The sequence below is a fragment of the Nocardiopsis sp. RV163 genome, from assembly GCF_001029525.1.
In the GTDB taxonomy this organism is placed as follows: Bacteria; Actinomycetota; Actinomycetes; order Streptosporangiales; family Streptosporangiaceae; genus Nocardiopsis; species Nocardiopsis dassonvillei.
On sequence record NZ_LEKI01000072.1, the window covers coordinates 1 to 26,460 of the forward strand.

At 72.9% G+C, this 26,460-nt stretch carries 21 protein-coding genes, 1 tRNA gene and 1 pseudogene; 8 read left to right on the forward strand and 15 right to left on the reverse strand.

Translation table 11 applies throughout. The annotated features are described in order from the left end of the window. Positions 1-112: 112 nt before the first annotated feature. Positions 113-652, reverse strand: a pseudogene (locus tag ABD54_RS14345) (acyltransferase); the annotation flags it as partial. Between the two features lie 149 nt (positions 653-801). Next, on the reverse strand, positions 802-2,178 hold the full coding sequence (locus tag ABD54_RS14350; protein ID WP_047869976.1) for a cystathionine beta-synthase: 1,377 nt from the start codon (positions 2,176-2,178) through the stop codon (positions 802-804). A gap of 380 nt (positions 2,179-2,558) precedes the next feature. On the opposite strand from ABD54_RS14350, the gene ABD54_RS14355 reads away from it, so the two are divergent. From ABD54_RS14355 to ABD54_RS14365, 3 genes are all read left to right on the forward strand, one after another. Continuing rightward, positions 2,559-3,611, forward strand: coding sequence for an SGNH/GDSL hydrolase family protein (locus ABD54_RS14355; RefSeq protein WP_047869977.1), 1,053 nt, complete (start codon positions 2,559-2,561; stop codon positions 3,609-3,611). Positions 3,612-3,743: 132 nt separating this feature from the next. Continuing rightward, on the forward strand, positions 3,744-4,964 hold the full coding sequence (locus tag ABD54_RS14360) for an acetyl-CoA C-acetyltransferase (protein WP_047869978.1): 1,221 nt from the start codon (positions 3,744-3,746) through the stop codon (positions 4,962-4,964). 344 nt (positions 4,965-5,308) lie between these two features. Beyond that, complete coding sequence (locus ABD54_RS14365) at positions 5,309-5,560, forward strand: DUF4287 domain-containing protein (protein ID WP_047869979.1); 252 nt, start codon at positions 5,309-5,311, stop codon at positions 5,558-5,560. Between the two features lie 128 nt (positions 5,561-5,688). Here ABD54_RS14365 and ABD54_RS14370 read toward each other — a convergent pair whose 3' ends face one another. The 3 genes from ABD54_RS14370 to pruA form a co-directional block, all read right to left on the reverse strand. Beyond that, positions 5,689-6,621: a Bax inhibitor-1/YccA family protein gene (locus ABD54_RS14370; protein WP_047869980.1), complete on the reverse strand. Its 933-nt coding sequence runs from the start codon at positions 6,619-6,621 to the stop codon at positions 5,689-5,691. A gap of 251 nt (positions 6,622-6,872) precedes the next feature. Further along, positions 6,873-7,799, reverse strand: coding sequence for a proline dehydrogenase family protein (locus ABD54_RS14375; RefSeq protein WP_047869981.1), 927 nt, complete (start codon positions 7,797-7,799; stop codon positions 6,873-6,875). A gap of 135 nt (positions 7,800-7,934) precedes the next feature. After that, positions 7,935-9,560, reverse strand: a complete 1,626-nt coding sequence (gene pruA, locus ABD54_RS14380; protein ID WP_047869982.1) for an L-glutamate gamma-semialdehyde dehydrogenase — start codon at positions 9,558-9,560, stop codon at positions 7,935-7,937. Between the two features lie 141 nt (positions 9,561-9,701). On the opposite strand from pruA, the gene ABD54_RS14385 reads away from it, so the two are divergent. Next, the gene (locus ABD54_RS14385; protein ID WP_235432062.1) at positions 9,702-11,537 is read left to right on the forward strand and encodes a PucR family transcriptional regulator; all 1,836 of its coding nucleotides are present in this window, start codon (positions 9,702-9,704) and stop codon (positions 11,535-11,537) included. Positions 11,538-11,632: 95 nt separating this feature from the next. On the opposite strand, the gene ABD54_RS14390 is transcribed toward ABD54_RS14385, so the two are convergent. The 4 genes from ABD54_RS14390 to ABD54_RS14405 form a co-directional block, all read right to left on the reverse strand. Next, a tRNA-Leu gene (locus ABD54_RS14390) sits at positions 11,633-11,706 on the reverse strand. Between the two features lie 140 nt (positions 11,707-11,846). Further along, positions 11,847-13,223, reverse strand: a complete 1,377-nt coding sequence (locus ABD54_RS14395) for an NAD(P)/FAD-dependent oxidoreductase (RefSeq protein ID WP_047869983.1) — start codon at positions 13,221-13,223, stop codon at positions 11,847-11,849. Positions 13,224-13,568: 345 nt separating this feature from the next. Continuing rightward, positions 13,569-14,549: a Ppx/GppA phosphatase family protein gene (locus ABD54_RS14400; protein WP_047869984.1), complete on the reverse strand. Its 981-nt coding sequence runs from the start codon at positions 14,547-14,549 to the stop codon at positions 13,569-13,571. After that, a complete protein-coding gene (locus tag ABD54_RS14405) occupies positions 14,546-15,127 on the reverse strand; it encodes a DUF501 domain-containing protein (RefSeq protein ID WP_047869985.1) in 582 nt (193 codons plus the stop codon). The genes ABD54_RS14400 and ABD54_RS14405 overlap by 4 nt, the downstream gene beginning before the upstream one ends. A 267-nt stretch (positions 15,128-15,394) precedes the next feature. Between ABD54_RS14405 and crcB (ABD54_RS14410) the strand changes: the two genes are divergently transcribed. After that, complete coding sequence (crcB, locus tag ABD54_RS14410; RefSeq protein ID WP_047869986.1) at positions 15,395-15,835, forward strand: fluoride efflux transporter CrcB; 441 nt, start codon at positions 15,395-15,397, stop codon at positions 15,833-15,835. Continuing rightward, positions 15,832-16,209 (forward strand): fluoride efflux transporter CrcB, encoded by a 378-nt coding sequence (crcB, locus tag ABD54_RS14415; protein WP_047869993.1) that lies wholly within the window; start codon positions 15,832-15,834, stop codon positions 16,207-16,209. The genes crcB (ABD54_RS14410) and crcB (ABD54_RS14415) overlap by 4 nt, the downstream gene beginning before the upstream one ends. A 13-nt stretch (positions 16,210-16,222) precedes the next feature. On the opposite strand, the gene ABD54_RS14420 is transcribed toward crcB (ABD54_RS14415), so the two are convergent. The 4 genes from ABD54_RS14420 to ABD54_RS29025 form a co-directional block, all read right to left on the reverse strand. Then, complete coding sequence (locus ABD54_RS14420) at positions 16,223-16,594, reverse strand: septum formation initiator family protein (protein ID WP_047869994.1); 372 nt, start codon at positions 16,592-16,594, stop codon at positions 16,223-16,225. 141 nt (positions 16,595-16,735) lie between these two features. Continuing rightward, positions 16,736-18,019: a phosphopyruvate hydratase gene (gene eno / locus ABD54_RS14425; RefSeq protein ID WP_047869987.1), complete on the reverse strand. Its 1,284-nt coding sequence runs from the start codon at positions 18,017-18,019 to the stop codon at positions 16,736-16,738. 104 nt (positions 18,020-18,123) lie between these two features. After that, on the reverse strand, positions 18,124-18,261 hold the full coding sequence (locus ABD54_RS29020; RefSeq protein WP_235432063.1) for a hypothetical protein: 138 nt from the start codon (positions 18,259-18,261) through the stop codon (positions 18,124-18,126). Next, entirely contained in the window at positions 18,249-18,503 is a 255-nt protein-coding gene (locus tag ABD54_RS29025; protein WP_235432064.1) for a hypothetical protein, read from the reverse strand. The genes ABD54_RS29020 and ABD54_RS29025 overlap by 13 nt, the downstream gene beginning before the upstream one ends. On the opposite strand from ABD54_RS29025, the gene ABD54_RS14435 reads away from it, so the two are divergent. Then, positions 18,453-19,628 carry an FAD-dependent monooxygenase gene (locus ABD54_RS14435; RefSeq protein WP_047869988.1) on the forward strand — a complete coding sequence of 392 codons (1,176 nt, stop codon included), beginning with the start codon at positions 18,453-18,455 and terminating at the stop codon, positions 19,626-19,628. The genes ABD54_RS29025 and ABD54_RS14435 overlap by 51 nt on opposite strands. A 147-nt stretch (positions 19,629-19,775) precedes the next feature. Here the strand turns inward: ABD54_RS14435 and ABD54_RS14440 are convergent, their stop codons facing one another. Both ABD54_RS14440 and cysC read right to left on the reverse strand, forming a co-directional pair. Then, entirely contained in the window at positions 19,776-20,474 is a 699-nt protein-coding gene (locus tag ABD54_RS14440; RefSeq protein ID WP_047869995.1) for a MazG family protein, read from the reverse strand. Between the two features lie 128 nt (positions 20,475-20,602). Next, entirely contained in the window at positions 20,603-22,186 is a 1,584-nt protein-coding gene (cysC, locus tag ABD54_RS14445) for an adenylyl-sulfate kinase (RefSeq protein ID WP_047869989.1), read from the reverse strand. A gap of 322 nt (positions 22,187-22,508) precedes the next feature. Between cysC and mfd the strand changes: the two genes are divergently transcribed. Then, on the forward strand, positions 22,509-26,114 hold the full coding sequence (gene mfd / locus ABD54_RS14450) for a transcription-repair coupling factor (protein WP_047869990.1): 3,606 nt from the start codon (positions 22,509-22,511) through the stop codon (positions 26,112-26,114). Positions 26,115-26,460: the final 346 nt, after the last annotated feature.

Consider the following 26,460-nt stretch of genomic DNA (forward strand, 5'->3'; position numbering starts at 1 on the left):
GGTGGCGAGACCGGGGCCGTGGGCCGGTCCGACCCGTCTCGTTCAGACTCTAGTAGTGGTCTCCACCAGCGGGTTCCGCTGCCCGGGAAACCGGTTCCGCCCACTCGGAGAACGGCCGGACCACGGTGCCCGCGGCCACGACCGAGTTGCGGCCCAGGTGCACTCCGGGCAGGATCACGGCGTTCGCGCCGATCCAGGTGCCGTCGCCGATGCTGACGGGGTCGTCCACCGGCCACTGGAGGCCCACCGGGATCTCGGTGTTGCCGTAGGCGTGGTTCTGGTCGGTGATGTAGACGTAGGGGCCGGTGTACACGTGGTCGCCGATGTCCACGGACCTGTGGGCGACGATGTGCGAGCCGCGCCCGATGGCGCAGCCCGAGCCGATCCGCACGACCGTCCCGGGGCCCAGGTCGTAGTCGGGGCCCATCCCGGCGGCGAGGGTCATGTCCCCGCCCAGGACGGTGTGGACGCCGATCTCGATCCAGGGCTCGCCGTAGAGGGTGGCCGTGGGGAAGGCGATCGCCGAGCCCGTGCCGAAGCGCGCGAATCTGCGGGCCGCCCTGGAATCGGCGCGGATTTCGGCGTTGGTACGGGCGTACGACCAGACGGAGCGGAGAATCCAGGACAACAGCCGCGACACGCGTGCCCCCATTTATTACCTATCAGTAACTGTCGCGAACATTAGCAGTGTCCGAGTATGCGGCGACATATCCGGTCGGTACGCAGCGGGGCCCGGACCGCGCTCGGTTCGAGCGCGGCCCGGGCCCCGGGGCGGACTCGCGGGGGCTCCCGCGGACGGGATCAGCCCGACAGGTGGGCCAGCAGGTCCTGGCGGGTGAGGATCCCCAACGGCTTGCCGTCGCGCAGCACCACCAGTGCGCCGGAACCGCGCAGCAGGCGGACGCAGTCGCTCGCGGGCGTGCCGGTGCCCACCGTGGCCAGAGGCCTGCCCATGTGGGTCTCCACCAGGTCGTCCAGTTGCGCGCGGCCGTCGAAGAGGGCGTCGAGGAGGTCGCGCTCGGCGATGGAGCCGACCACCTCGGCGGCCATCACCGGGGGCTCCTCCTTCATCACCGGCAACTGGGAGACGCCGTACTCTCGCATGATGGCCACGGCCGTGCCGACGGTCTCGTCTGGGTGGGCGTGCACGAAGTCGGGCATCTCGCCGCCCTTGGCGGCCAGCACCTGGCCCGCGGTGGCCTCCTCGGTCTCGGCGGACAGGAAGCCGTAGTCGGCCATCCACTCGTCGTTGAAGATCTTGCCGAGGTAGCCGCGGCCGCCGTCGGGCAGCAGCACGACGATGACGTCGTCGGGGCCGGCGTCCCGGGCCACGCGCAGGGCCGCCTCCACGGCCAGGCCGCAGGAACCGCCCACCAGCAGTGCCTCCTCGCGGGCCAGGCGGCGGGTCATGAGGAAGGAGTCCTTGTCGCTGACCGCCACGATGTCGTCGCACACCGAGGTGTCGTAGGTGCCGGGCCAGATGTCCTCGCCCACGCCCTCGACCAGGTAGGGGCGGCCCGAGCCGCCGGAGTAGACCGAGCCCTCGGGGTCGGCGCCGACGACGCGCACCGCGCCGCCGGAGACCTCCTTGAGGTAGCGACCGGTCCCGCTGACGGTGCCGCCGGTGCCGATGCCCGCCACGAAGTGGGTGATGCGGCCCTCGGTCTGCTCCCAGATCTCGGGGCCGGTGCTGTGGTAGTGCGACTCCGGGTTGTTCGTGTTCTCGTACTGGTTGGGCTTCCAGGCGCCGGGGATCTCGGTGGCCAGCCGGTCGGAGACGGAGTAGTAGGACTCCGGGTGGTCGGGGGCGACGGTGGTCGGGCAGACCACGACCTCGGCGCCGTAGGCGCGCAGGACCGAGAGCTTGTCCGGGCCGACCTTGTCCGGGCAGACGAAGACGCAGCGGTAGCCCTTCTCCTGGGCCACGATGGCCAGGCCGATGCCGGTGTTGCCCGAGGTCGGCTCGACGATGGTGCCGCCCGGCTTGAGCTCGCCGCTCTTCTCGGCCGCCTCGACCATGCGCAACGCGATGCGGTCCTTGACCGAGCCGCCCGGGTTGAAGTACTCGACCTTGGCGAGGACCGTCGGGGCGTTCGGGCCGAGGACCTGGGTGACCTTGTTCAAACGGACGAGCGGAGTGTCCCCGACCAGGTCGATCAGTGAGTCGTATACCCGCACTTGCGCTCCCTCTGCGTCGTGGCGGCCGGGTTTCGGCCCGCCATGTCCTCGCCCCGGTGGCGAGACCGGGGCCGTGGGCCGGTCCGACCCGTCTCGTTCAGACTCTAGTAGTGGTCTCCACCAGCGGGTTCCGCTGCCCGGGAAACCGGTTCCGCCCACTCGGAGAACGGCCGGACCGGCCGGTGCCCGAACGCCCGGCGGGCCCCGCGCCGCCGCCCGGGGAGACAGCCGCCCGACCCCGTCCCGCCGGTGCCGGTCGTCTCACCCCGGGGGCACGGACCGGGTACCGCCCGGGTACGTGATTCCGGGGTTGCCCACCGGTAACCTCGCTCGTATCCGTCCCGCCCAGGGCAGGCGGGTCCGAGCCTCGGGGGTGTCCGGTGCTGCGAGCCGCACGCGCAAGACGGATCGCCGCTGCCACCGCGTTCGGCAGCGGCGGGCTCACGCTCGTGGGCGGCGGCACCGTCGCGCTCCTCTACCTCCAGGCCAGGCTGGCCCGACGCGCGGTCGGCTCCCCCCGCTGGGACAGGCCCGCGGTCAACGGCGTCTACGGCGAGGGCTCCGGACCGCCGATCCGCATGCTGATGATGGGCGACTCCACCGCCGCCGGGTTCGCGGTCGAGCGGGCGGACCAGACCCCCGGCGTCCTCCTGGCCTCGGGGCTGGCGGCGGCCGCCGAGCGCCCCGTGCGCCTGCGCTGCACCGCCTCCCCCGGAACCACCTCGGCCAACCTGAGCGTCCAGATCGAGCGCTCCCGGGCCCTGGAGGAGGCCACCCGCTACGACCTCGCGGTCATCTTCGTCGGCGCCAACGACGTCATCCGCCGCGTGCGGACCGAGGAGGCCGTCGCCCAGCTCCGCGAGACCGTCCGCCTGCTAGTCGGCTACGGCACTCGGGTGGTGGTGGGCACCTGCCCCGACCTGGGCACCGTCCGGCCCATCGGCTGGCCGCTGCGCTCGGTGGCCCGGCTTGCCTCCCGCCAGCTCGCCGCCGCCCAGGTCGTCGCGGTCACCGAGGCCGGGGGCCGCGCGGTCTCCATGAGCGACGTACTGGCCGACCATTTCCGGACAGATCCTGGATCCATGTTCGGGCCTGACCGTTTTCATCCGTCAGTTCTCGGGTACTCGCAGGCCGCCTCCGCCGTCCTGCCCTCGGCCTGCGCCGCCCTGGGGCTGCTTCCCGAACTGGAGGACGCCGAGCGCAGCAGCGGCGTCCTGCCGGTGGACCGCGCGGCCGTGGTGGCCGCCCGGACCCCCGGAACGGAGGTCTCCATGGCGGACGCCCAGGGCAGCGGGGAGACACCGGGCAGGCACGGGCGCTGGGCGGCGCTCGTCCGCGGCCCGTTCCACCTCCGGGGCGGCCGCGGGCACCCGAACGGTTCGGCCGGGGTGCGCACGACCGGGAACGCCGACCGCTCCGGGGAGGGCGGCTGAACACGGGCCCCGGGTGGCGTGCGGATCCCCGGACGGGTTTACTGGTCAGTAACAACCGAGGCCGGAGCAGGTCGCCCGGCCCTCCGGATCCACAGCTCCACACGCAGCACCTCAACCGTTAGGGACGCAGCCATGCCCGAAGCAGTCATCGTCGCAACCGCCCGCTCCCCCATCGGCCGCGCCTTCAAGGGCTCGCTCAAGGACATCCGTCCGGACGACCTGACCACCCAGATCGTCCGCGCGGCGCTGGCCGAGGTCCCCGAGCTGGACCCGGGCAGCATCGACGACCTGATGCTCGGCTGCGGCCTGCCCGGCGGCGAGCAGGGCTTCAACATGGCCCGCATCGTGGCCGTCCAGCTGGGGCTGGACACCGTCCCGGGCACCACGGTCACCCGCTACTGCTCCTCCTCGCTCCAGACCACCCGGATGGCCTACCACGCCATCAAGGCGGGAGAGGGGGACGTCTTCGTCTCCGCGGGCGTGGAGACCGTCAGCCGGTTCGTCAACGGCAGCAGCGACGACGGCGCCAACGAGAACCCGCTCTTCGACGACGCCAAGGCCCGCACCGCCAAGCGCGCCGAGGGCGGCGCCGGAACCTGGACCGACCCGCGCGAGGGCGGCGGCCTGCCCGACGCCTACATCGCGATGGGCCAGACCGCCGAGAACGTCGCCCAGGCCACCGGCGTCTCGCGTCAGCGCCAGGACGAGTTCGCGGTGCGCTCGCAGAACCTCGCCGAGAGGTCCCTGGACAACGGCTTCTGGGAGCGAGAGATCACCCCCGTGACCCTGCCCGACGGCACCGTGGTCAGCACCGACGACGGCATCCGCCGCGGCACCACCTACGAGAAGGTCTCCGAGCTCAAGCCGGTGTTCCGCCCCGACGGCACCGTCACCGCGGGCAACGCCTGCCCGCTCAACGACGGCGCCTCGGCAGTGGTAGTCATGAGCGACACCAAGGCCGCCCGGCTGGGCATCACGCCGCTGGCCCGCATCGTGTCCACCGGCGTGACCGGCCTGAGCCCGGAGATCATGGGCCTGGGCCCGGTGGAGGCCTCCCGGCAGGCGCTGGCCCGTGCCAACATGGCCATGGGCGACATCGACCTGGTCGAGATCAACGAGGCCTTCGCCGCGCAGGTGCTGCCCTCCGCCGACCGGCTGGGCATCGACATCGACTCCCAGCTCAACGTCAACGGCGGCGCCATCGCGATCGGCCACCCCTTCGGCAGCACCGGCGCCCGCATCACCGGCACGCTGATCAACGGCCTGCGCTTCCACGACCGGACCTTCGGCCTGGAGACCATGTGCGTCGGCGGCGGCCAGGGCATGGCCGCCGTCTTCGAGCGCCTGAGCTGACGACCCGCGGGGCCCCGGGCCCGGAAGGCGCCGCCGGGGTTGCGGCGGTGCCTTCCGGGCCCTTCTCCGTGCACGCCCCAGCCGTCGGCCCGCGCCGAGACCGACCGCTCCCGTCCCACGCGTCAGCGTTCCGAACGCGGAGGGCACGGCTGGCGGGCGGCCCTCCGCATCCGGAACGCGCAGGAATTACCGCCTGCCACAACAGGTTTCGTCTGGGAACCCCTCGAAGACGAACGTTCTCACACCGGCAAGGTAAAAGCTGGTGACCGGGGCTTGTCCAAAACGTGATCCTGATGCAGGGTCGCAGGTAAGTGCCACACGCCAACGCGCTGCCGGAGGTGCCCATGTCGGTAACCCACTCGCCGGAGGTCCACGCCAAGCTCATCGAACGCATCCCGGTCGTCACCGGCCGGGGACTCCACGAGTGGTTCGACGCCCTCGACGGGGGGCCGGGCCTGGTGCGCTGCCAGGACCGGTCGAACTGGCTCGCCGACGAGTACGAGTTGCCCCAGTGGTACGCGCACGCCCTCGTGACGGAGTACGACCGCCGCCGCAGGAACCGCTCCATCCCCGCGCCCCGGCGCGGGAACGCCTGAGCGCGCCGCGGGCTCGCCGACCACGGCGAAGGGGCCGCCGCCCGGACGTTCGTCCGGGCGGCGGCCCCTCGCGTGGGTGTGCGGACGCCGTGGGCGGCCTCGGGAGTGCTCCGCGCGTCGGGCGCGGACTACTCCGCGAAGATCGACTTGATGATCCAGAGCAGGCGCAGGATCTCGATGTAGAGCCAGACCAGGGAGACGGTCAGGCCGAAGGCGAACTGCCAGGCGAACTTGTTGGGGATGCCGGCGTTGAGGCCCTCCTCGATGCCGCGGAACTCGATGGCCAGGGTCAGCGCGGCCAGGACCACGAACACCAGGCCGACGAGCAGGCCGAGCGGGCTGGGCTCGCGCAGGCCGATGCCGCCCGCGATGAAGAAGCTGGCCACGAAGTTGACCAGCATCAGGGCCGCGGCGCCGATGACCGCGTACGTGACGACCTTGACGAAGCCGTCGGTCACCTTGATGACGCGGAACTTGTACAGGGCGAGCATCACGGCGAACACCACGACGGTGCCCAGCACCGCCTGGGTCACGAGCGCGCCGCCCGCACCGGCGTCACCGGTGGTGACCGACAGGCTGTTGGCCAGGATCGCGGAGATGCCGCCGACGAGCAGGCCCTCCAGAGCGGCGTAGCTCAGGATGGCGACGGGGTTGGTGATCTGCTTGAAGGCGATCACCAGGCCCAGCACCAGACCGCCGAGCGCGCCCACGAGGGTGAGCGCCACGGCGACGGCGGGGGCCGAGCCGAAGAGGAAGTAGTTGACGACGGCGAAGGCCGCGACCACACCGAGCGTCATACCGGTGCGCACGACCACGTCGTCGATGGTCATCGGCTGGTTGTCGGTGCTCTGCACCGGACCGCCGGGGTAGCCCTGCTGGGGGTAGGTCTGGCCGTAGCCCTGCTGCGGGTACGGTTGTCCGTACCCCGGCTGGCCGTAGGGTCCCTGCTGCTGGCCGTAGCCGTAACCCGGCTGGCCGTTGAACCCCTGCTGGGCGTGCCCGGCAGGACCGGCCTGCTGGAGCGCCCGCTTGAGGACGGGGTTGGAACTCCGCATCCGCATGTCTAGTCAAGACCCTTTCACGCGTGGATTGCTGCCCACAAGGTAACGCACGCGCCTCTTCCGGAGTTCCACGGGCGAGGTCACTGTTCAGACACGGCGCCCCGGCCCGGCCGGAGCCGGTCCGGAGCCCTCACCCGGCGGGTCGGCACCCGCCCCCGCGGGCGCGCCGAGGGTCCGGCGCCCGAGGACGCCGCCCCCTCCTCCCCCGGCCCGGACCGCCCGCGCGGCGGGGCCGTGACGGCCAAGTACAGCTAGCCGCGCGTGACCAGGGAGCGGGCGAGGAAGAGCATGTTCGCCGGGCGCTCCGCCAGACGGCGCATGTAGTAGCCGTACCACTCGTCGCCGTAGGGCACGTAGACCCGCATCCGGTTGCCCTCGGCGGCCAGCCTGACCTGCTCGGCGTCGCGGATGCCGTAGAGCATCTGGTACTCGAAGCCGTCCTCGCCCCGGCCGTTGGCCGCGGCCAGCGAGCCCGCGATGGCGATCATGCGCGGGTCGTGCGTGGCCACCATCGGGTAGCCCTCACCCTCCATCAGCACGCGCAGCGCGCGCACGTAGGCCTTGTCCACCTCGGCCTTGTCGCGGAAGGCCACCGACTCGGGCTCGTCGTAGGCGCCCTTGCACAGGCGCACGCGCGAACCGGCCCCGCTCAGGTCGCGGCAGTCGGCCTCGGTGCGGCGGAGGTATGCCTGGAGCACCGCGCCCACGAAGGGGAAGTCCTGGCGCAGTTCGCGCAGGACGCCAAGCGTGGAGTCGGTTGTGGTGTGGTCCTCCATGTCGAGGGTCACCGTGGTGCCGACCGCCTTGGCCGCCTCGGCGATCCGGCGGGCGTTGTCCAGGGCGATCTTCTCGCCGTCGCTGCTGAGGAACTGGCCCACCGCCGAGAGCTTGACCGAGACCTCGGCGCGCTCGGCCAGACCGGCCTCGCCCAGCGCGGCCAGCAGGTCCCGGTAGGCGGTCACCGTCGCCTCGGCCTGGGCCGTGTCGGTGGTGTCCTCTCCCAGGAAGTCCAGGGTGACGTGGCGGTCCCGGGTCAGCTCCCCGACCACGGGGAGCGCTTCGTCCTGGGTGGAGCCCGCGACGAACCGCTTGACCATGGCCCGGGTGACGGGAGTGCGCTCGACGACGGTGCGGCAGGTCTGGGACCTGGCGGCGAGCAGCAGGGTTTTGCGAAGCATGGTGACCTCGGGAAAGACGTGCGCGAACCGGTGGGCTGGCGCGGGCGGGGCGCGGCGGGGTTCGTCCCGGCCGCGCCGGTGGATACGGGCGGGTTCCCGGGCCCCCTCAGGACGGGAGGGGGCCCGGACTCCTCATCAGCCCTGGTGGGGGTAGGAGGAGACCGTCGGCGCGACGAAGGTCTCCTTGATGGCGCGCGGGCTGGACCAGCGGGACAGGTTCTGCGCCGAACCCGCCTTGTCGTTGGTGCCGGAGGCGCGCCCGCCGCCGAAGGGCTGCTGGCCCACGATGGAGCCGGTCGGGCGGTCGTTGACGTAGAAGTTGCCCGCGGCGAAGCGCAGGGCCTCGCTGGCCTTGGCCACGGCGGCGCGGTCCCTGGCCAGGACGGCGCCGGTCAGGGCGTAGGCCGAGCCCTCGTCTACGACCTTGAGGACCTCGTCGAACTTCTCGTCCTCGTAGACGTGGACGGCGACGACCGGGCCGAAGTACTCGGTGCGGAACACGTCGTGGGACGGGTCGGTGCCCTCGATGATGGTGGGGCGCACGAAGTAGCCGACGGAGTCGTCGGCGGTGCCGCCCGCCAGGACGGTCAGGGTCGGGTCGGACTTGGCGTCCTCCAGGACCTTGGCCAGCTTGTCGAAGGCGCGGCGGTCGATGACGGCGCCGACGAAGTTGGACAGGTCGGTCACGTCGCCCATGGTCAGGGCCTCGGTCTCGGCGACGAGGTCGTCGCGGACCCGCTCCCACACCGAGCGTGCGACGAAGGCGCGCGAGGCGGCCGAGCACTTCTGACCCTGGTACTCGAAGGCGCCGCGCACGATGGCGGTGCGCAGGACCTCGGGGTCGGCCGAGGAGTGGGCGACGATGAAGTCCTTGCCGCCGGTCTCGCCGACGATGCGCGGGTAGGAGCGGTAGTTGGCGATGTTCTCGCCCACGCTCTTCCACAGGTGCTGGAAGGTCCTGGTCGAACCGGTGAAGTGCACACCGGCCAGCTCCGGGTCGTTGAGGGCGACGTCGGAGACGGCGAGGCCGTCACCGGTGACCATGTTGATGACGCCGGGGGGCAGGCCCGCCTCCTCCAGCAGGCGCATGGTCAGCTCGGCGGCGAACTGCTGGGTCGGGGACGGCTTCCACACGACCACGTTGCCCATCAGGGCGGGGGCGGTGGGCAGGTTGCCCGCGATCGCGGTGAAGTTGAAGGGGGTGATCGCGTAGACGAACCCCTCCAGGGGGCGCTGCTCCATGCGGTTCCACACGCCCTTGACGCTCAGCGGCTGCTGGGCGATCAGGTCGCGGGCGTAGGAGACGTTGAAGCGCCAGAAGTCGATCAGCTCGCAGGCCGAGTCGATCTCCGCCTGCTGCACGGTCTTGGACTGGCCGAGCATGGTGGCGGCGTTGATGGTGGCGCGCCAGGGACCGGAGAGCAGTTCGGCGGCGCGCAGGAGGATGGCGGCGCGGTCGTCGAAGGACATCGCGCGCCAGGCCGGGGCGGCGGCCTTGGCGGCGGCGACGGCGTCGCGGGCGTCCTCGTGGGTGGCGTTGCGCATGGTGCCCAGGACCGCGGCGTGGCGGTGCGGCTGCACGACGTCGATGGGCTCGCCGCCGCCCATGCGGCTCTCGCCGCCGATGCGCATCGGCAGGTCGACGCTGCGGCTGCCGAGCTCCTCAAGCTTGGCCACGAGTTCCTCGCGCTCGGCGCTGCCGGGAGCGTAGGACAGAACGGGCTCGTTCTGGGGCTGAGGGACGTTGGTCACGGCGTCCATGGGCACCTTCCCGGTGAAGAATGTCCCTGAAACAAGCAGGGTTGGCTGATTCAACGCTCCCAGAACCGGGGCGTGCGAACCTTGTGGACCAGGCCACTCTTTACCCGCCTTATTTGTTCTCCAGGACAAAATGGGACACACATGAGCGACGACCGCCCAGCTTCCGACCCGTTCCGCGCCTCCGGCGGCGAGGCGACCCGACCGCACCGGCGGCCGGGGGTTCCGCCTGTTCAGAATGGTTCGTCCGATGACAGGACCACGGGTCTGCCCCTGCGTGGACTGCTGCTGGCCCTCGGCGATCCCGTCGTGGACGTGGCCGCCGCCCCGGACGGGCTCGATGTCCAAGTGGACAACGTCGTCATCCTCGACCCGGAGGACCGCACGGAGGTGCGCGAAGGGGACCTGGTGCTGCTGATCGGGGCCCGGGGCACCGCCGCGCGGCGCATGGTCGGGGCGCTGGCCGAGCGCGGCGCCACGGCCGTCGCGGTCAAGACCAGCGCGCACACGGTGCCGGAGGAGGCGCCGCCGAGCGCGGGGACGCGCCCCGGCGGCCCCCGGGCCGGGGGCGCCGAAGAGGCGAGGGCGCTGCGCGCCGAGGCGCGGGAGGCGGGGATCGCCCTGCTCACGGTCCGCCCCGAGGTGCGCTGGGACCAGTTGCAGTCGGTGTGCCGGTCCATCCTGGACGACGCCCGCCTGACCGCCTCGGAGGATCTGGGCGAGTCCGGCGGCGACCTGTTCTCCATGGCGCAGACCATCGCCCGGCTCACCGGCGGGCTGGTCAGCATCGAGGACGCGGCGAGCCGGGTGCTGGCCTACTCCAGCGGTGCCGAGGTGGACGAGCTGCGGCGGCTGTCGGTGCTGGGGAGGCGCGGTCCGGAGTCGTACCTGGCCCTGTTGCGCGAGTGGGGGGTGTTCGCCAAGCTGCGCGCGGGCGAGGAGGTGGTGCGGGTGGACGAGCACCCCGAACTGGGCATCAGGCGCCGGCTGGCCGTGGGCATCCACGCGGGGCGCCAACCGCTGGGCGCGATCTGGGTGCAGGAGGGCGACCGGCCGCTGGCCGAGCACGCGGAGGAGGCCCTGCTGGGCGCGGCGCGCACCACCGCGCTGCAGATGATCCGCCAGCGCACGCAGGCCAGCGCGGGGCTGCGGCTGCGCGAGGACCTGCTGTCGAGCCTCTTGGAGGGCAGGATCGACGCCGGCGCGCTGGCCGACACCGTTGAGGTGCACGCCGGCCGGGGCGCGCTGGTGGCGGCGTTCGCCCCGGTCGAGGGGGCCGAGGGCGCGGCGGAGGAGCGCCCCGACCGGCCCGAGCGCGAGTTGCGCCGCCGCCAGCTGATCGACCTGGTGTCGGTGCAAACCGCGGCCTACCGGCGCGGCGCCCTGGTGACGGCGCTGGGCGGTCGGGTGTACGTGCTGCTGCCGGACCTGGCGCGCGTCCGGGAGGGGCGGCGCGGGGTGGAGCGGTCGGTGCTGGCGCTGGCCCGCAGGACGGTGGCGGCGGCGCGCGCGGCGCTGGGGCTGGAGGTGCGCGCGGCGGTGGGGTCGCTGGTGGAACGGCTGGGGGACGTGCCGGACTCGCGCGCGGAGGCGGACCGGGTCCTGGACGCGGTGGAGCGCTCTCCCGGCCGGGGTCCGGGCTGGGACGTGGCGACCATCTCCGACGTGCGCTCGCGGGTGCTGGTCAGCGAGACGCTGGCGCTGCTGCGCGGGGACCCGTCACTGCGCGATCCGCGGGTGAGCCGGCTGGTCGAACACGACCGCGCGGGCGGCGCCGACCTGGTGCACTCCCTGCTGGCCTACCTGGAGGCGTTCGGGGACGCGCGGGCGGCGGCGGAGCGGCTGCACATCCACCCGAACACGCTGCGCTACCGGGTGCGCCGGGCGGCCTCTGTGAGCGGGATCGACCTGGGGGACCCCGGGGAGCGCCTGTTCACGCAGTTGCAGCTGTTGATGGAGCAGCAGGGACCGACGCGCTGAGGGACTGCCGACCGTGTCCGCGGGCGGGCGTCCACCTGCGGGAAAACGCGACGCCTGCTCGGTGAGCAGGCGTCGTCGGAGCTGGTTGCCGTGGGTACCCCCGGTCGGACTCGAACCGACACTTGTGACCCTTTTAGGGGGCCTGCCTCTTCCATTGGGCTACGAGGGCGTGGCCCATCATACCGGGCGGGCTGATTGCCCACTTTGACTTGGCTTGGCCGCATTGGGACAGGAAGCGGTCGGCTTCCCCGAGGGGGAGCCGACCGCTTCGCGCGCCCGTCGCGGAGGTGGCGCCGCGCCCGCGCCGGGTCAGCTGACCCGGCGGAGGCGGCCGTCCTCGACCTGCGGGTGGCTGGCCTCCTCGAAGGCCTGACGGGGCTCGGCCATCTCCGGGAGCGCGGCGTAGTCGCGGCGCAGGAAGAGGGCGAGCGTCCAGTCCGAGAGCACGCGCATCTTGCGGTTGAAGGTCGGGACCGCGAACAGGTGGTAGGACCGGTGCGCGTACCAGGCCAGGCGGCCGTTGAGCTTGATCTTGCCGAACAGCTGGGCGGCGCCCTTGTGGACTCCGAGCCCGGCGACCGCGCCCAGGTTCTTGTGGCGGTAGGCCTTGGGCTCGGTACCGCGCAGGGCGGCGATCACGTTGTCGGCCAGGACCGGTGCCTGGCGGACCGCGTTCTGGGCGTTGGGCGGGTAGTAGCCGCCGTTGCCGTCGGGCACCTGGGCGTTGTCGCCGCCCGCGAAGGCGTTCTCCGCGCCGTTGACGGCCAGGTACTCGCTGGTGTCCAGGTGGCCCTTGGGGCCGAGCGGCAGGTCGCTGGCGGCCACGACCGGGCTGGGCTTGACGCCCGCGGTCCACACCAGCGTGCCCGAGTCGAACTCGGTGCCGTCGCTGAGCTTGATGTGCTGGTCGACAGCCGACTCCAGGAAGGTCTTGAGCCGGACGTCGATGCCGCGGCGGCGCAGCTGGTTGAGCGCCTTGCTGCCGACCTCGGGGCCGACCTCGGGGAGGATCTTGTCAGCCGCCTCGATGAGGTAGAACTGCACGTCCTCCAGGCCGATCGAGGGGTGGTGGCGCACGGCGTCGCGGACCATGTCCTCCAGCTCGGCGATGGCCTCGGCCCCGGCGAAGCCGCCGCCGACGAAGACGAAGTTCAGCGCCTTGCGGCGGATGGCCTCGTCGTCGGTGGAGTCGGCGATGGAGAGCTGGTCCAGGACGTGGTTGCGCAGGAAGGCGGCCTCCTCGACCGTCTTGATCCCGATGCCCCACTCGGCCAGGCCGGGGATGGGCAGGGTGCGCGAGACCGCTCCGGCGGCCATGACGAGGTAGTCGTAGGCGAGGGTCTGGGCCTCGCCGACGTTGGGCTCGTAGCGGACCGTGCGGTCGGCGTGGTCGATGCGCACGACCCTGCCGCCCAGGACGCGGACCCGCTTGAAGACCTTGCGCAGCGGGACGACCACGTGTCGGGGCGAGATGCTGCCGGAGGCGGTCTCGGGCAGGAAGGGCTGGTAGGTCATGTAGGAATTGGGGTCGATGACGGTGATCCGCGCCTCGCCCGCCCCGAGCTTCTTCTCCAGCCGCCTCGCGGTGTACATCCCGAGGTAACCGCCGCCGACGATGAGGATGTGCGGGATCTCCGCGTCGTCCCCTCCGCCGTGCACCAGCCGGTAGTTCCTGCTCTCGGTCATCGCATTTCCGCCCTAACGGTTCTTCTGTGTGGCGCCCCTTCCCAGGGGCCGCGAGGTCGTCACGCTCTTCGGTCGCCCGCGCCGCGGTGGCGGCGGGGTGCCGCCCGGGTCGGAGCGGGGTGCTTCTTCCCTTCGCTTGTGCATTCTTTCACAAGCACCTGCCGACAGAGAAGGTTCACACCGGCCCACCTTCCCACCACTTCCCGCTCCACCATACCGACGTTTTCGCAGGTCAGAACGGTTGTGAAAGCATTCACAAGCCCCCTGGGAGGTGACACGTCTCACCCGTGGCGCCCTTGCGCGCACCGCGGGAGACACCCGGTCGGGCGTCCCCCGCGGGAGACGTCACACGACCAGGCTCCAGGCCACACCGTCGAGGATGTCGTGCTCGCTGGCCGTGAAGGAGTCCGCCCCCGTGCGGGCGAGCACCCGCGACAGCACGAGCGCGCCCGCGCCGATGACGTCCACCCGTCCCGGGTGCATGACGCCGATCATCGACCGCTCCCGCGAGGTGGCCTTGAGCAGCTCCCCGGTGATGCGGTCCAGGTCGGCGACGCCCACGCGGGTGTGGTGGATGCGCTCGGGGTCGTACTCGGGCAGGTCCAGGGCCATACCGGCGACCGTGGTCGCGGTGCCCGCGACGCACACGACCGAGGCGGCCTCGCGCAGCGGGACCACCTTCTCGACCTCGTCCAGCGCTGCCTCGATGTCGGCGGTGGCCGCCGCGACCTCCTGCTCCGTGGGGGGGTCGCCGCGCAGGTGGCGCTCGGTCATGCGCACGCAGCCGATGTCCACCGACAGCGAAGCGCGGACCAGCTCGCCGTCTTCCCCGGACGGGACGCCGCCCAGGACGAACTCGGTGGAGCCGCCGCCGATGTCCACGACCAGGAACGGCGGGGCCGGGTCCTCGCCCGGGCCCTCGGCGTCCAGCTCTGCGGTGGCGCCCACGAAGGACAGCTCGGCCTCGTCCAGGCCGGTGACCACCTCGGGCTCCACGCCGAGGATGTCGCGCACGCCGTCCACGAAGACCCGGCGGTTGCTCGCGTCCCGGGTGGCGCTGGTGGCGACCATGCGCACCGCGTCCGGGCCCAGGGCGATGCCGTGCGCCTCGATGGCCTCGGCGTACCCCCGCAGCGCCTCGAAGGTGCGCTCCAGCGCCTGGGGCGCGAACGCCCCGGTCTCGTCCACGCCCTCGCCCAGGCGCACGATCTCCATGCGCCGGTCGACGTCGACCACCTGCACCTCGTCCTCGCCCACGTGGACGACGTCGGCGATCAGCAGCCGGACGGAGTTGGTTCCGCAGTCGATGGCCGCGACACCGCTCATGATGCGCTCCCTTCGTCGCCCCCGGGGGCGTCCTCGTCGACACACACGCACGGGCCCCTGTCCCACCAGTGCGGCAGCTCCTCCAGCGCCTCGGCGCCGAAGGGGTTGGTACCCGGCTCGGCCAGCTCGTGGGCGACCAGCGCGTGCAGGCACTTGACCCGGGTGGGCATGCCACCGGTGCTCTGCATGCCCTCGGGCAGCGGCTCGACGCCGTCCAGGCGCGCCTGCTCGGCGCGCTCGGCCAGGTAGGACTCGTGCGCCCTGGCGTAGGCGGCCCGGAGTTCGGGCTCCTCGCCCAGGCGCTCCTGCATCCGGCGCATGCGGCCCTCGTTCTCCATCCGGCCGATGGCCGAGGCTGCGCGCGGGCACGTCAGGTAGTACAGGGTCGGGAAGGGCTCGCCGTTCTCCAGCCGGGGCGCGGTGCGCACCACGTCGGGCAGGCCGCAGGGGCAGCGGTGCGCGACAGCGCGTACACCGCGCGGCGGGCGGCCCAGTTGGAGTTCGACGGCGGCGGTGTCGCGCTCGGCGACCGGAGCGGGGCGCCCGGCGACGTGCCCGGGCTGATCTGCGGAAGTCATGGCGCACCCAGCATAGGGCCGCGCACGCACCCGAAGGCGCGGGCGTCCCTGCCGCCCCTTCCGTGCGGAACCGTCGCCGGCCCGGAACGTCCCCGCGCCCCGCGAGTAGGATGGCGGCGCACGGGCCCGGTCTCCCGTGGCGCCGTCCCACGGGTCGGCGCGGGGTGGTGGGGCCCGCGGTCAGCCGACCGCGGCGTGCGCAGGCAGTCCCCGGACACCGGCGTTCCGGCTCCCGCGTCCGGGGCCACGACGTGTGGGGGGAGGACCATGTCCGCCGACGACCGAGCGCCCCTCTCCCGGGACGTGGCCGCCATGGCCGGGATCGCCGCCTGCGGCGGGGCCGCGGGGGCGGTGGTCCGCCACCTGGTGGCGCAGGCCTGGCCGACCCCCGACGGCGGGCTGCCGCTGGCCACCCTGGCCGTCAACCTCGCCGGCTCGGTGCTCATCGGCGTCCTGGTCGCGGCCGTCACCGGCCCCCGGCCCGCACCGCCCTGGGTCAGGCAGCTGCTCGGCACCGGCTTCCTGGGCGGGTTCACCACCTACTCGGCCCACGTCCTGGACACGGGCGCGCTGGCGGCATCAGGACGAGTCGCCGAGGCCGCGGCCTACATGGCGCTCACCCTGGTCGGGGCGGTGGCCGGGACAGCCCTGGGCGCGTGGGCCACGGGGCGCGCGATCCGCGCGCCGGCCCGCCGGAGGCGGCCGTGAACTGGGAGGTGTGGCTGGTCGGCCTGGGCGGCGGAGCGGGCGCGGCCCTGCGCTACCTGCTGGATCGGGCCGTCTCTCGCGCGGTCGGCGCGGGGCTGCCCTGGGGCACGTTCACCGTGAACGCCGCGGGCACCCTGCTGCTGGGTCTGCTGGTCGGCGCCGCGGGTGCGGCGGCGCTCTCCCCGCGGTTGTGGGCCCTGTTCTCCGTGGGGTTGTGCGGAGCGCTGACCACGTACTCGACCTTCTCCCACGAGGTCCTCTCCCTGGCCTGGGAGGGGCGCGTCCCGGCCGCCGTCGGCTACGCGGCCCTGACCGGGGGCTGCGCGCTGGTCGCGCTGGCGGCGGGGGCGTGGGCCGCTGGCGCCCTGCTCTGAGGGGCGCGGGGTTTCAGAGCCCGTCGTCCGGCGGCGGGCTGTCGGCCTCCTCCACCGAGCGCCACAGGGTGGCGAACCAGGGCTCGCTGGGGCCGCTGTCGTCCTCGTCCTCGCCCTCGGAGTCGGGCGGGACGACGATGTAGGCGGTCTCGTCGGGGTACTGGTAGTGCAGCCGGACGCGGGCCTCGCGCTCCACGTAGGAGTCCTGGGTCATCTCCTCCTCGCGCTGGCGCAGGTCCTGCACGCTCTGCTCCATGCGCGCTCGCTCCTCGCGCAGATCGGCGAGCTGGGCCCGTTGGGCGATGTACTCGCGCAGCGGGTAGGCCAGGCTGAGCGCGATCACGCACACCACGAGCGCGAGGATGGCCGCGCGGCTGGTGAGCATGGGCCGCACCCGGGGGGTGCGGCCCATGCCCGTGCCGGAGGGCCCCGTCTTCCGGGCAGGACCGCGCCCGGGCCTGTCGGCTTTGGCCGCCTTCTTGGCCTTTGGGCGCTGCTGCTCGGATTCGCGGGGCACTGGGGCAGACTAGCCGCGCGCGGCGAAGCGCGGGAAGGCCGACACGCCCGCGTACACGGCGGCGTCGTCGAGTTCCTCCTCGATGCGCAGCAGCTGGTTGTACTTGGCGACCCGCTCGCTGCGCGCCGGGGCGCCGGTCTTGATCTGCCCGGCGTTGGTGGCCACCGCGATGTCGGCGATGGTGGTGTCCTCGGTCTCGCCGGAGCGGTGGCTGATCATGGCCGTGTAACCGCTGCGCTGGGCGAGGGAGACCGCGTCCAGCGTCTCGGTGAGGGTGCCGATCTGGTTGACCTTCACCAGCAGCGAGTTGGCGGTGTCGGCCAGGATGCCGCGCTGGAGCCGCTCGGGGTTGGTGACGAACAGGTCGTCGCCCACGAGCTGCACCTTGTCGCCCAGCCGGGTGGTGAGCTTCTTCCAGCCCTCCCAGTCCTCCTCGTCGAGGGGGTCCTCGATCGAGACGAGCGGGTAGGCCTCCACCAGCTCGGCGTAGTAGGCGGCCATCTCCTCCGAGGAGCGGGCCTTGCCCTCGAAGGTGTACACGCCGTCGCTGAAGAACTCGCTGGCGGCCACGTCCAGGGCGAGCGCGATGTCGGTGCCCGGGGTGTAGCCCGCCTTCTCGATGGCCTCCACGATCAGGTCGAGGGCGGCGCGGTTGCTGTCCAGGCTGGGTGCGAAGCCGCCCTCGTCGCCCACGCCGGTGGCCAGGCCGTGGGCCTTGAGGACCGACTTGAGCGCGTGGTAGACCTCGGTGCCCCAGCGGACGGCCTCGGAGAAGGTGGGAGCGCCGATCGGCGCGACCATGAACTCCTGGATGTCGACGTTGCTGTCGGCGTGCGCGCCGCCGTTGAGGATGTTCATCATCGGCACCGGCAGCACGTGGGCGTTGGGGCCGCCGATGTAGCGGAACAGGGGCAGCCCGGCCTCGGCAGCGGCGGCCCTGGCCACGGCCAGGGAGGCGCCCAGGATGGCGTTGGCGCCGATCCGGGACTTGTCCGGGGTGCCGTCCAGGTCGATGAGCGCGCGGTCGATGATGCGCTGCTCGTCGGGGGCGTGGCCGAGCAGCTCGTCGGCGATCTCGTCGTTGACGGCCTTGACGGCCTTGGTCACCCCCTTGCCGCCGTAGCGGTCACCGCCGTCGCGCAGCTCGACCGCCTCGAACTGGCCGGTGGAGGCGCCGCTGGGGACGCCCGCGCGCGCGATGGTTCCGTCGTCGAGCAGGACCTCGACCTCGACTGTCGGGTTGCCCCGGGAGTCAAGGATCTCCCGCGCCTGTACTGCCTCGATGGACGCCACGGTCTCTCTCCGTCTCTTGGGGTTTCTCGGACCACTGGTTCAGGACCCGACACGAGACTAGCGACCCCGCACCGGGGAGGACGCGCGCACCCGGCGGAATTGGTCTAGTCCATATCGGACAGGCCCGCCTCCAGAGCGGCCACGGCGATGTCGAGGGCGCGTTCCCGGTGGTCGGCGGCCTCCTCGAAGGAGAACATGACCGAGAGGTCCTGTAGGCCGCCCAGGGCGATCACGGCGCCCATCCGGGCGGGCACGCCGCCCCGGGCCCCACGAGCAGGGCGTCCAGGCGTCGGCGCCAGGGGACGACGGAGTCGACCAACCCGATGTCGGCCAGCGCGCCCAGGTCGTTGAGGACGGCGAGCGGCAGGGCGCTGTGGCGCACGCAGACGTCGCAGTAGTCGCCCAGCAGCGCGCGCGGGTCGTCGGCCCCGCCGTGTCCTCCGTACCTGGCGAAGAGCGCCTCCATGTCCTCGCCCGGGGGCACGGCGTCGAAGCCACCGTCGTCGAACGCGCGTCCGCGCCCCGCACGGGCGGCTACGCCGTCGACGTGCGCGGCACCGCCCTGGACGTCGCCGAGCGCAGGGGGGCGCTCGACGGGATCCGGGCCTCGGCCACCGAGATGTCCGGGGCTACGACCGTGGGCGCCCGCGCAAGGCGCACGGGCGGCTTCGAGGCGAGCGCGGTCACCGCCGGCGGCCGCTCCGCCGAACTGCTGCGCGGCGACCTGGTCCGCCTGGTGCACACACGGACCACCGCGTACACCGAGTACCTGTACGGGGACTCCGTCACCGCGATCGAGCAGGGGCGGGACGGGGTCCGCGTGGCCTTCGCGCGGTCCGGACCGCGCGTGTTCGACCTCGTCGTGGGGGCGGACGGCCCGCACTCCACGATCCGGCGGCTCGCGTTCGGCCCGGAGGCCCCGCACCGCCGGTTCCTGGGCAGCTACATCAGCATCTTCACGGTGCCCAACCACCCGGGGCTGGACCGTGAGGCCGTGCTGTTCAACACCCCGGGGCGGCTCGTAGCCATGTACCACACGCCCCGCGCACAGGGGGCCAAGGCCATGCTGGCGCTGTCCGCGCGGGAGGAGAACGGCGTCGACCGCAGGTCGGCCGGGGAGCAGAGGGAGTTCCTGCGCCACGCCTTCGCCGGGCACGGGTGGGAGGCCGATAGCATCCTGGAGGAGATGCAGAGGGCCGCGGACTTCTACTTCGACTCAGTCGCCCAGATCCGCATGGACCGCTGGTCGGCCGGGCGCGTGACCCTGCTCGGCGACTCCGGGTACTGCCCCTCCCCCATGTCGGGGCAGGACAGCGGCCTGGCCATGGTCGGCGCCTACGTCCTGGCCCAGGAACTCGCCCGCCACGACGGCCACCGCGCGGCGCTGGACGCCTACGAGGCCCGGATGAGGCCGTTCGTGGCGGCCAACCAGGGCATCGCCGACCGGGGCCAGGCGTTCCTGCTCCCGCGCACCCGGCCGGCGCTGATGGCACGCGGCCTCCTGCTCCGGCTGGCCCCGCTGCTGTCCTCCCCCGGCAGCTCCGACGACCGGCTGTCACGGGCGTCGGAGGTCCTGGAGCTGGACGCCCCCGCACCCGCCGGGGCCTGACCCGGGTCGGCGCCCAACGGATCGGCCCGCCCCTTCCGGCACGACCCCGTACCCCGGCGCGCTTCGGGCGCCGACACCGGCGACGGGGACGCGGCCAACACGGGGAGGGACGCCGACGTCACACGGGCCGCGCCCGCGGCCGACCCGTCAGACCTCGCCCGCCTCGTCCCAGTAGGTCCGCCACTCCACCGCGGACAGCTCGCGGGGCTCCCTGCCATCGGCGCGGGCGGCGTCCTCGGCCGCGCGCACGCGGGCGTCGAACCGGCGGGCCGCCGCCCTCAGGTCACTCTCGGCGTCGCGGCCCCGACCGCGTTCGGCCGCCACAGCCGCGAACAGCTCCCCGCCCTCGGCCCCGTCGTCGCCGACCAGGTCGGCGGGGAAGCCGTTGCGCACCGCACGCCTCTGCAGCTCGTCGGCCAGCAGCACCGCGGGCTGGGCGAACGGCACCCCGTCCAGGACCGAGTTGCGCCCGTCGCCGCCCGCCGCCCGGGCCTTCTCCGCCCGCTCGGCGGCCTTGATGGCCTCCCAGTTGGACCCCACCTCGTCGGAGCCCGACACCTCCACCCCGCCGAACACGTGCGGGTGGCGGCGGGTCATCTTGTCGATGATGGCGTCGGCGACGTCGTCCACCGTGAACCGCGCCGGGTCCCCCTCGGGCCGCTCGGCGGCGACCGCCGCGTGGAAGACCACCTGGAGCAGCACGTCGCCCAGCTCCTCGCGCAGCAGCGCGAAGTCGCCCTCCTCGATGGTCTCCAGGGTCTCGTAGGCCTCCTGGATGAGGTACTTGGCCAGCGACCCGTGGGTCTGGTCGCGGTCCCACGGGCACTCCCGGCGCAGGGTGTCCATCACCTCGACCAGGCGCAGCACCCGGTGCCCGACGGGCGGGCCGCCCTCCCTCCCGCCCCGCGCGTCGCGCACGTCCTGGGTGTCTCGGGGGTCGTTCAACTCTCGTCCTCCACTGTTCGCGCCGCGGTTCAGCCGTCGTGCTCGGGCAGCCAGCCGCCCGCGCGCAGGGCCGACAGCACCCTGGCCACGGACTCGGCCGGGTCCACGCCCTCGGTGTCCACCACCAGGTCGGCGTCGTCCGGTTCCTCGTAGGGGTCGGAGATCCCGGTGAACTCGGGGATCTCCCCAGCCCGCGCCTTGGCGTACAGGCCCTTGCGGTCACGGGCCTCGCACACCTCCAGCGGGGTCGCCACGTGCACCAGGAAGAAGTCGCCGAACTCCTCCACCATCGCGCGCACCTCAGCCCGCCCCTTGGCGTAGGGGGCGATCGGCGCGCACACCGTGACCCCGCCGTGCCGGGTGATCTCCGAGGCCACGTAGCCGATCCGGCGGATGTTGAGCTCCCGGTGCTCGCGGGAGAAGGTCAGCCCGCTGGAGAGCATCCGCCGCACCACGTCGCCGTCCAGCAGGGTCACCGGCCGCCCAGACCTGCGGACGCCGTCGCACACCCCCCGGGCGATCGTGGACTTTCCCGAGCCGGACAGGCCCGTGAACAGCACGGTCAGACCCCTGGCGGTGCGGGCCGGGCGCAGCCGCGCCAGCTCCGCGCCGACCCGGGCCGGGGTGAACCACGAGGGCAGCTCGCGCCCGTGCGCCAACTCGGCCTCCACCTGCTCGTCGGTCAGCTCGACCCGCGCGGACGCCGGGTCGGTCCGGGTCATGGGCAGCCACAGCCCGTCGGAGGAGTGGTAGCGCCACGGTTCGGGGTCCAGCACAGTCAGGGGCGGGCGCAGGGCCATCACCCGCTCGACGTCGGGGCCGTCCCCGCCGGTCACCGCCAGCATGTGGGTGGCGCCGTAGGAGGCGGCCACGTGCGCGGCCAGAGCCACCTGGCGCGGCCCCCACGGCCCGCCGAACGGGCCCCGTGCGCGGTCGACGCTCCTGGGCAGCGTGCACACCACGAAGGAGGTGCGCGCGGGCAGCAGCGGCCCGGCGGCCAGCACCGCCGTGGCCATGCCCTCGTCCTCCAGGCCGGCGTCGACGATCACCAGCACGTCGGCGCGCCCGCCCTCACCGTGGACCAAGCCCAGCGCGTCGGCCTCGGCCCTGATCTGGTGCAGGGCGCGGTGGTGCAGCGGCCGGTCGGTGACCACGGCCAGCAGGGGCCGCTCGGAGGGCTCCAGCTCCCGCTGGGCCCGCACCTCCGCGGGAGAGGGCCGCAGCTCGCGCAGCACGCCGTAGGTGGGCGGGCGCAGCAGGGTCACCGAACCGGCCAGCAGGTGGCGCCCCCCGGCGTCGCGCCAGTGCTCGGTCACGTCGAGCCCGGCCAACGGGGCGCCCTCAGGATCGGAGAGGGTCAGGTGGTCGGCTCCGGACAGCTCCTCGGGCACCTCCAGCGTGACCGGAACCGGCCAGGGGCGCCCGTCGGGCAGACGGCCGTCCCGCTCCACCGACGCCGCCTCGTCCCGCGTCATGAAACCGGGCAGCGGGTAGGCGCCGTTGAGGATCAGCTCCAGGTGGGCGAGCCCGTCCGGACCTGGCGCGAAGACCGGGGCGCCCGGACTCCCGACACCCCCCTGCGGCGCACTCCCACGCCTGTTGGCACTCACCACGCGCTTCCTCTCCTCGGGCGGTCCGGCAAACGCGTCCAGCGTATGCCGCGGGCGCGGGGCGGCCCGCCCCCGCACCGCCTCCGACGGAATAGAAGCAGCTCGAAGACGGTTCTACCCCGTGCGCCGCCGTTCCCGCCACGAGGCCGGGGACGCGGGCGGCACGGGGCTGCCCCGTGCCGCCGGTTGTCCACACCCCGCCCGCGCCGGACCGCCGGACTCGATAGTCTGAGAGGTGCCGGGCGTCCACTCACGCAGCCGCCTTCTTCCCGTGCAGGCCGCGACCACCACCGCCTGATCCGGACCACTTCCACTTTCTGGTGCTATGAGCCTCATTGGACTTCTCGCCGACGTCTCCAGGGACCCGGCACTGCACAGCGCGATCGAGACCGCCCGAGGCGGCCGCGATCCCCACCTCGACCTCGTCGCCCCGGCGGCGCTGCGCCCCTTCATGGTGGGGGCGCTGGCCGCCGACGCCCCCGTGGGCGCCCAGCGGCCCGTGCTCGCCGTCACCGCCACCGAGCGCGAGGCCTCCGACCTGGCCGACGCCCTGGGCTGCCTGCTGCCCGAGGACTCGGTGGCCCTCTTCCCCGCGTGGGAGACGCTGCCGCACGAGCGGCTCTCCCCGCGTTCGGACACCGTCGGTCAGCGGCTGGCCGTCCTGCGCCGCCTCGTCCACCCCGACCCCTCCGACCCGCTGACCACCCCGCTGCGCGTGGTCGTGGCCCCGGTACGCAGCGTCCTGCAGCCGCTGGTGTCCGGACTGGGCGACTTGGAGCCGGTGCGCATCCGCCCCGGCGACGAAGTCCCCCTGGAGGAGGTCGTCCAGGCCCTGGCCGACACCGGCTACGCCCGGGTGGACCTGGTCGAGAAGCGCGGCGACATGGCGGTGCGCGGCGGCATCCTGGACGTGTTCCCGCCCACCGAGGAGCACCCGCTGCGACTGGAGTTCTGGGGCGACACCGTCGAGGACGTCCGCTACTTCCAGGTCGCCGACCAGCGCTCCATCGAGCCCTCCGGCGAGGAGGGGCCGCGCACCAGCGCCTCCTCCGGGCTGTTCGCGCCGCCGTGCCGCGAACTGCTGCTCACCGACGCCGTGCGCGAGCGCGCGCGGGCGCTGGCCGAGGAGCACCCCTCCCTCGCCGAGATCCTGCACAAGATCGCCGACGGCGTCGCCGTGGAGGGCATGGAGGCCTTCGCACCCGTGCTCGCCGAGCGCATGGAGCCGTTCCTGGCCCACCTGCCCGAGGACGCGATGGTGGTGGGCTGCGACCCCGAGCGCATCCGCACCCGCGCGGTGGAGCTGGAGGCCACCAGCGCCGAGTTCCTGGACGCGTCGTGGATCAACGCCGCCTCCGGCGGCGAGGCGCCCATCGACCTGGGCGAGTCCGCCTACATGTCCATCTCCGAGCTGCGCTCCACCGCCGCCGAGCTGGGCCTGCCCTGGTGGGGGCTGACCCCGTTCGCCACGGACGAGAAGGGCGGAGCGGCCGAGGAGGACGACGCCGTCGTCGTCGGCGCGGTGCCCTCCGAGTCCTACCGCGGAGACACCGAGCGCGCGCTGGCCGACATCAAGGGGTGGCTGCACGACAACTGGAGCGTCGTGCTGGTCACCCAGGGGCAAGGCCCCGCCGAGCGCCTGGTGGCGATGCTGCGCGACGCCGGACTGGGCGCCTCCCTGGCCGCGGACCTGACAGAGCGGCCCAAACAGGCGGTCGCCACCGTCACCACCGGTCTGGTCGACCACGGGTTCCTGCTGCGGTCGGTGCACACGGTGGTGCTCACCGAGACCGACCTGGCCGGGCAGAAGTCCTCCACCCGGGACATGCGGCGCATGCCCAGCAGGCGGCGCGGCACCGTCGATCCACTCCAGCTCAAGCCCGGCGACCACGTCGTGCACGAGCAGCACGGTGTGGGCCGCTACCTGGAGATGGTCAGCCGCCAGGTGCAGGGCGCCACCCGCGAGTACCTGCTCATCGAGTACGCGCCCTCCAAGCGCGGACAACCGGGCGACCGCCTGTTCGTGCCCACCGAGCAGTTGGGCGAGGTCACCCGGTACGTGGGCGGCGAAGCGCCCACCCTGTCCAAGATGGGCGGCGCCGAGTGGAGCAAGGCCAAGAGCCGCGCCCGCAAGGTGGTCCGCGAGATCGCGGGCGACCTCATCCGGCTGTACTCGGCGCGACAGGCCTCCCCCGGGCACGCCTTCGGCCCCGACACCCCGTGGCAGCGCGAACTGGAGGACGCCTTCCCCTACGTGGAGACGCCCGACCAGCTCGCCGCCATCGACGAGGTCAAGAAGGACATGTCCAGGTCGGTCCCGATGGACCGGCTGATCTGCGGCGACGTCGGTTACGGCAAGACCGAGGTGGCGGTGCGCGCCGCCTTCAAGGCCGTGCAGGACGGCAAGCAGGTCGCCCTGCTGGTACCCACCACGCTGCTCGTGCAACAGCACCTGTCCACGTTCACCGAGCGCTACGCCTCCTTCCCGGTCACCGTCAAGCCGATGTCGCGGTTCCAGACCGACGGCGAGGTGGAGGCCACCCGCGAGGGGCTGCGCGCCGGCGAGGTGGACGTGGTCATCGGCACGCACCGGCTGCTGTCCTCGGAGACCCGCTTCAAGGACCTGGGCCTGGTCATCATCGATGAGGAACAGCGCTTCGGCGTGGAGCACAAGGAGGCGCTCAAGCGGCTGCGCACCCAGGTGGACGTGCTGGCGATGTCGGCCACCCCCATCCCGCGCACCCTGGAGATGGGCCTGACCGGCATCCGCGAGATGACCACGATCCTCACCCCGCCCGAGGAGCGCCACCCGGTGCTCACCTTCGTGGGGCCCTACGAGGACAAGCAGATCACCGCGGCGATCCGCCGCGAGCTGATGCGCGAGGGGCAGGTGTTCTTCGTGCACAACCGGGTGGCGTCCATCGACAAGGTGGCGGCGAGCATCCAGCGCCTGGTTCCCGAGGCACGGGTGGCGTACGCGCACGGCCAGATGAACGAGCAGCAGCTCGAGAAGGTGATGGTCGACTTCTGGGAGAAGAACTTCGACGTGCTGGTCTCCACCACAATCGTCGAGTCCGGCCTGGACGTGCCCAACGCCAACACCCTGATCATCGACCGCGCCGACACCTACGGCCTGTCGCAGCTGCACCAGCTGCGCGGCCGGGTGGGCCGCGGGCGAGAGCGCGCCTACGCCTACTTCCTCTACCCGCCGGAGAAGCCGCTGACCGAGACCGCCTACGAGCGGCTGGCCACCGTGGCGCAGCACACCGAGACCGGCGCGGGCATGTACGTGGCCATGAAGGACCTGGAGATCCGGGGCGCGGGCAACATCCTGGGCGCGGAGCAGTCCGGGACCATCGCGGGCGTGGGCTTCGACCTGTACGTGCGCATGGTCGGCGAGGCCGTGGCCGAACTCAAGGGCGACCCGGACGCGGCCGAGGAGGTCGAGACCAAGGTCGAACTGCCCATCAACGCCTACATCCCGCACGACTACGTGCCGGGCGAGCGGCTGCGGTTGCAGTCCTACAAGCGCATCGCCAGCGTCACCAGCGAGGAGGACATCCTCGCCGCCTACGAGGAGCTCACCGACCGCTACGGCACCCCGCCCGAGCAGGTGGACAACCTCATGGCGGTGGCCCGGTTCCGGGTACTGGCCAAGTCCGCGGGCCTGTCGGACGTGGTGATGCAGGGCAATCAGATCCGCTTCGCCCCGGTGGAGCTGCGCGAGTCGCAGGAGCTGCGGCTGCGCCGCCTGTACCCCAAGACGATCCACAAGGAGACGACCCGGACCCTGCTGGTGCCGGTGCCCAAGTCCGGCGGCCTGGGCGGCAGGCCGCTGCGGGACCTGGAGCTGCTCAAGTGGTGCACCGACCTGGTCAACTCCATCTTCGAACCCGCCAGGCGCAAGCCCGCGCCCAAGGAGAACGCCTAGGACCCGCCGCTGACGGTTTCACGGCGCCGGGGCTGTGCCAGCGCGCCCGGACAGGCCCCCGGGCACGGAGCGGGCCCGTGAACACCGCTGTGGGCTGCCCCGAAAGACCGGGGCGGCCCACGGCCGTGTTCGGGAGGAGGACCGGCGGCCACGCGACCGGCGGCCGGAGCCGGGCCACGGCTTCGGCGGCCGCCGTGGTCGGCCCCTCCCCGGGCGCGGACAGCCACCCCTCAACGCTGCGGAGTGTCGACCTCGTCCGGCTCGGCCTCGTAGGTGATCCCGTACATCTCCTCGGACTCCTCGTCCTCGGCGGACCGGCGACGCCACCAGCGCCCGCCCCCGGCCC

Excerpts from the sequence above, each read along its gene's own strand:
- mfd (WP_047869990.1), top strand. The coding sequence starts at position 22,509 with ATGAGCCTCATTGGACTTCTCGCCGACGTCTCCAGGGACCCGGCACTG.
- pruA (WP_047869982.1), bottom strand. The coding sequence starts at position 9,560 with ATGGACGCCGTGACCAACGTCCCTCAGCCCCAGAACGAGCCCGTTCTG.
- ABD54_RS14400 (WP_047869984.1), bottom strand. The coding sequence starts at position 14,549 with ATGAGCGGTGTCGCGGCCATCGACTGCGGAACCAACTCCGTCCGGCTG.
- ABD54_RS14365 (WP_047869979.1), top strand. The coding sequence starts at position 5,309 with ATGTCGGTAACCCACTCGCCGGAGGTCCACGCCAAGCTCATCGAACGC.
- ABD54_RS14360 (WP_047869978.1), top strand. The coding sequence starts at position 3,744 with ATGCCCGAAGCAGTCATCGTCGCAACCGCCCGCTCCCCCATCGGCCGC.
- ABD54_RS29020 (WP_235432063.1), bottom strand. The coding sequence starts at position 18,261 with ATGGGCGCCGTGATCGCCCTGGGCGGCCTACAGGACCTCTCGGTCATG.
- ABD54_RS14405 (WP_047869985.1), bottom strand. The coding sequence starts at position 15,127 with ATGACTTCCGCAGATCAGCCCGGGCACGTCGCCGGGCGCCCCGCTCCG.
- ABD54_RS14375 (WP_047869981.1), bottom strand. The coding sequence starts at position 7,799 with ATGCTTCGCAAAACCCTGCTGCTCGCCGCCAGGTCCCAGACCTGCCGC.
- ABD54_RS14370 (WP_047869980.1), bottom strand. The coding sequence starts at position 6,621 with ATGCGGATGCGGAGTTCCAACCCCGTCCTCAAGCGGGCGCTCCAGCAG.
- ABD54_RS14440 (WP_047869995.1), bottom strand. The coding sequence starts at position 20,474 with ATGGACACCCTGCGCCGGGAGTGCCCGTGGGACCGCGACCAGACCCAC.
- crcB (WP_047869986.1), top strand. The coding sequence starts at position 15,395 with ATGTCCGCCGACGACCGAGCGCCCCTCTCCCGGGACGTGGCCGCCATG.
- ABD54_RS14420 (WP_047869994.1), bottom strand. The coding sequence starts at position 16,594 with ATGCTCACCAGCCGCGCGGCCATCCTCGCGCTCGTGGTGTGCGTGATC.
- ABD54_RS14395 (WP_047869983.1), bottom strand. The coding sequence starts at position 13,223 with ATGACCGAGAGCAGGAACTACCGGCTGGTGCACGGCGGAGGGGACGAC.
- ABD54_RS14385 (WP_235432062.1), top strand. The coding sequence starts at position 9,702 with ATGAGCGACGACCGCCCAGCTTCCGACCCGTTCCGCGCCTCCGGCGGC.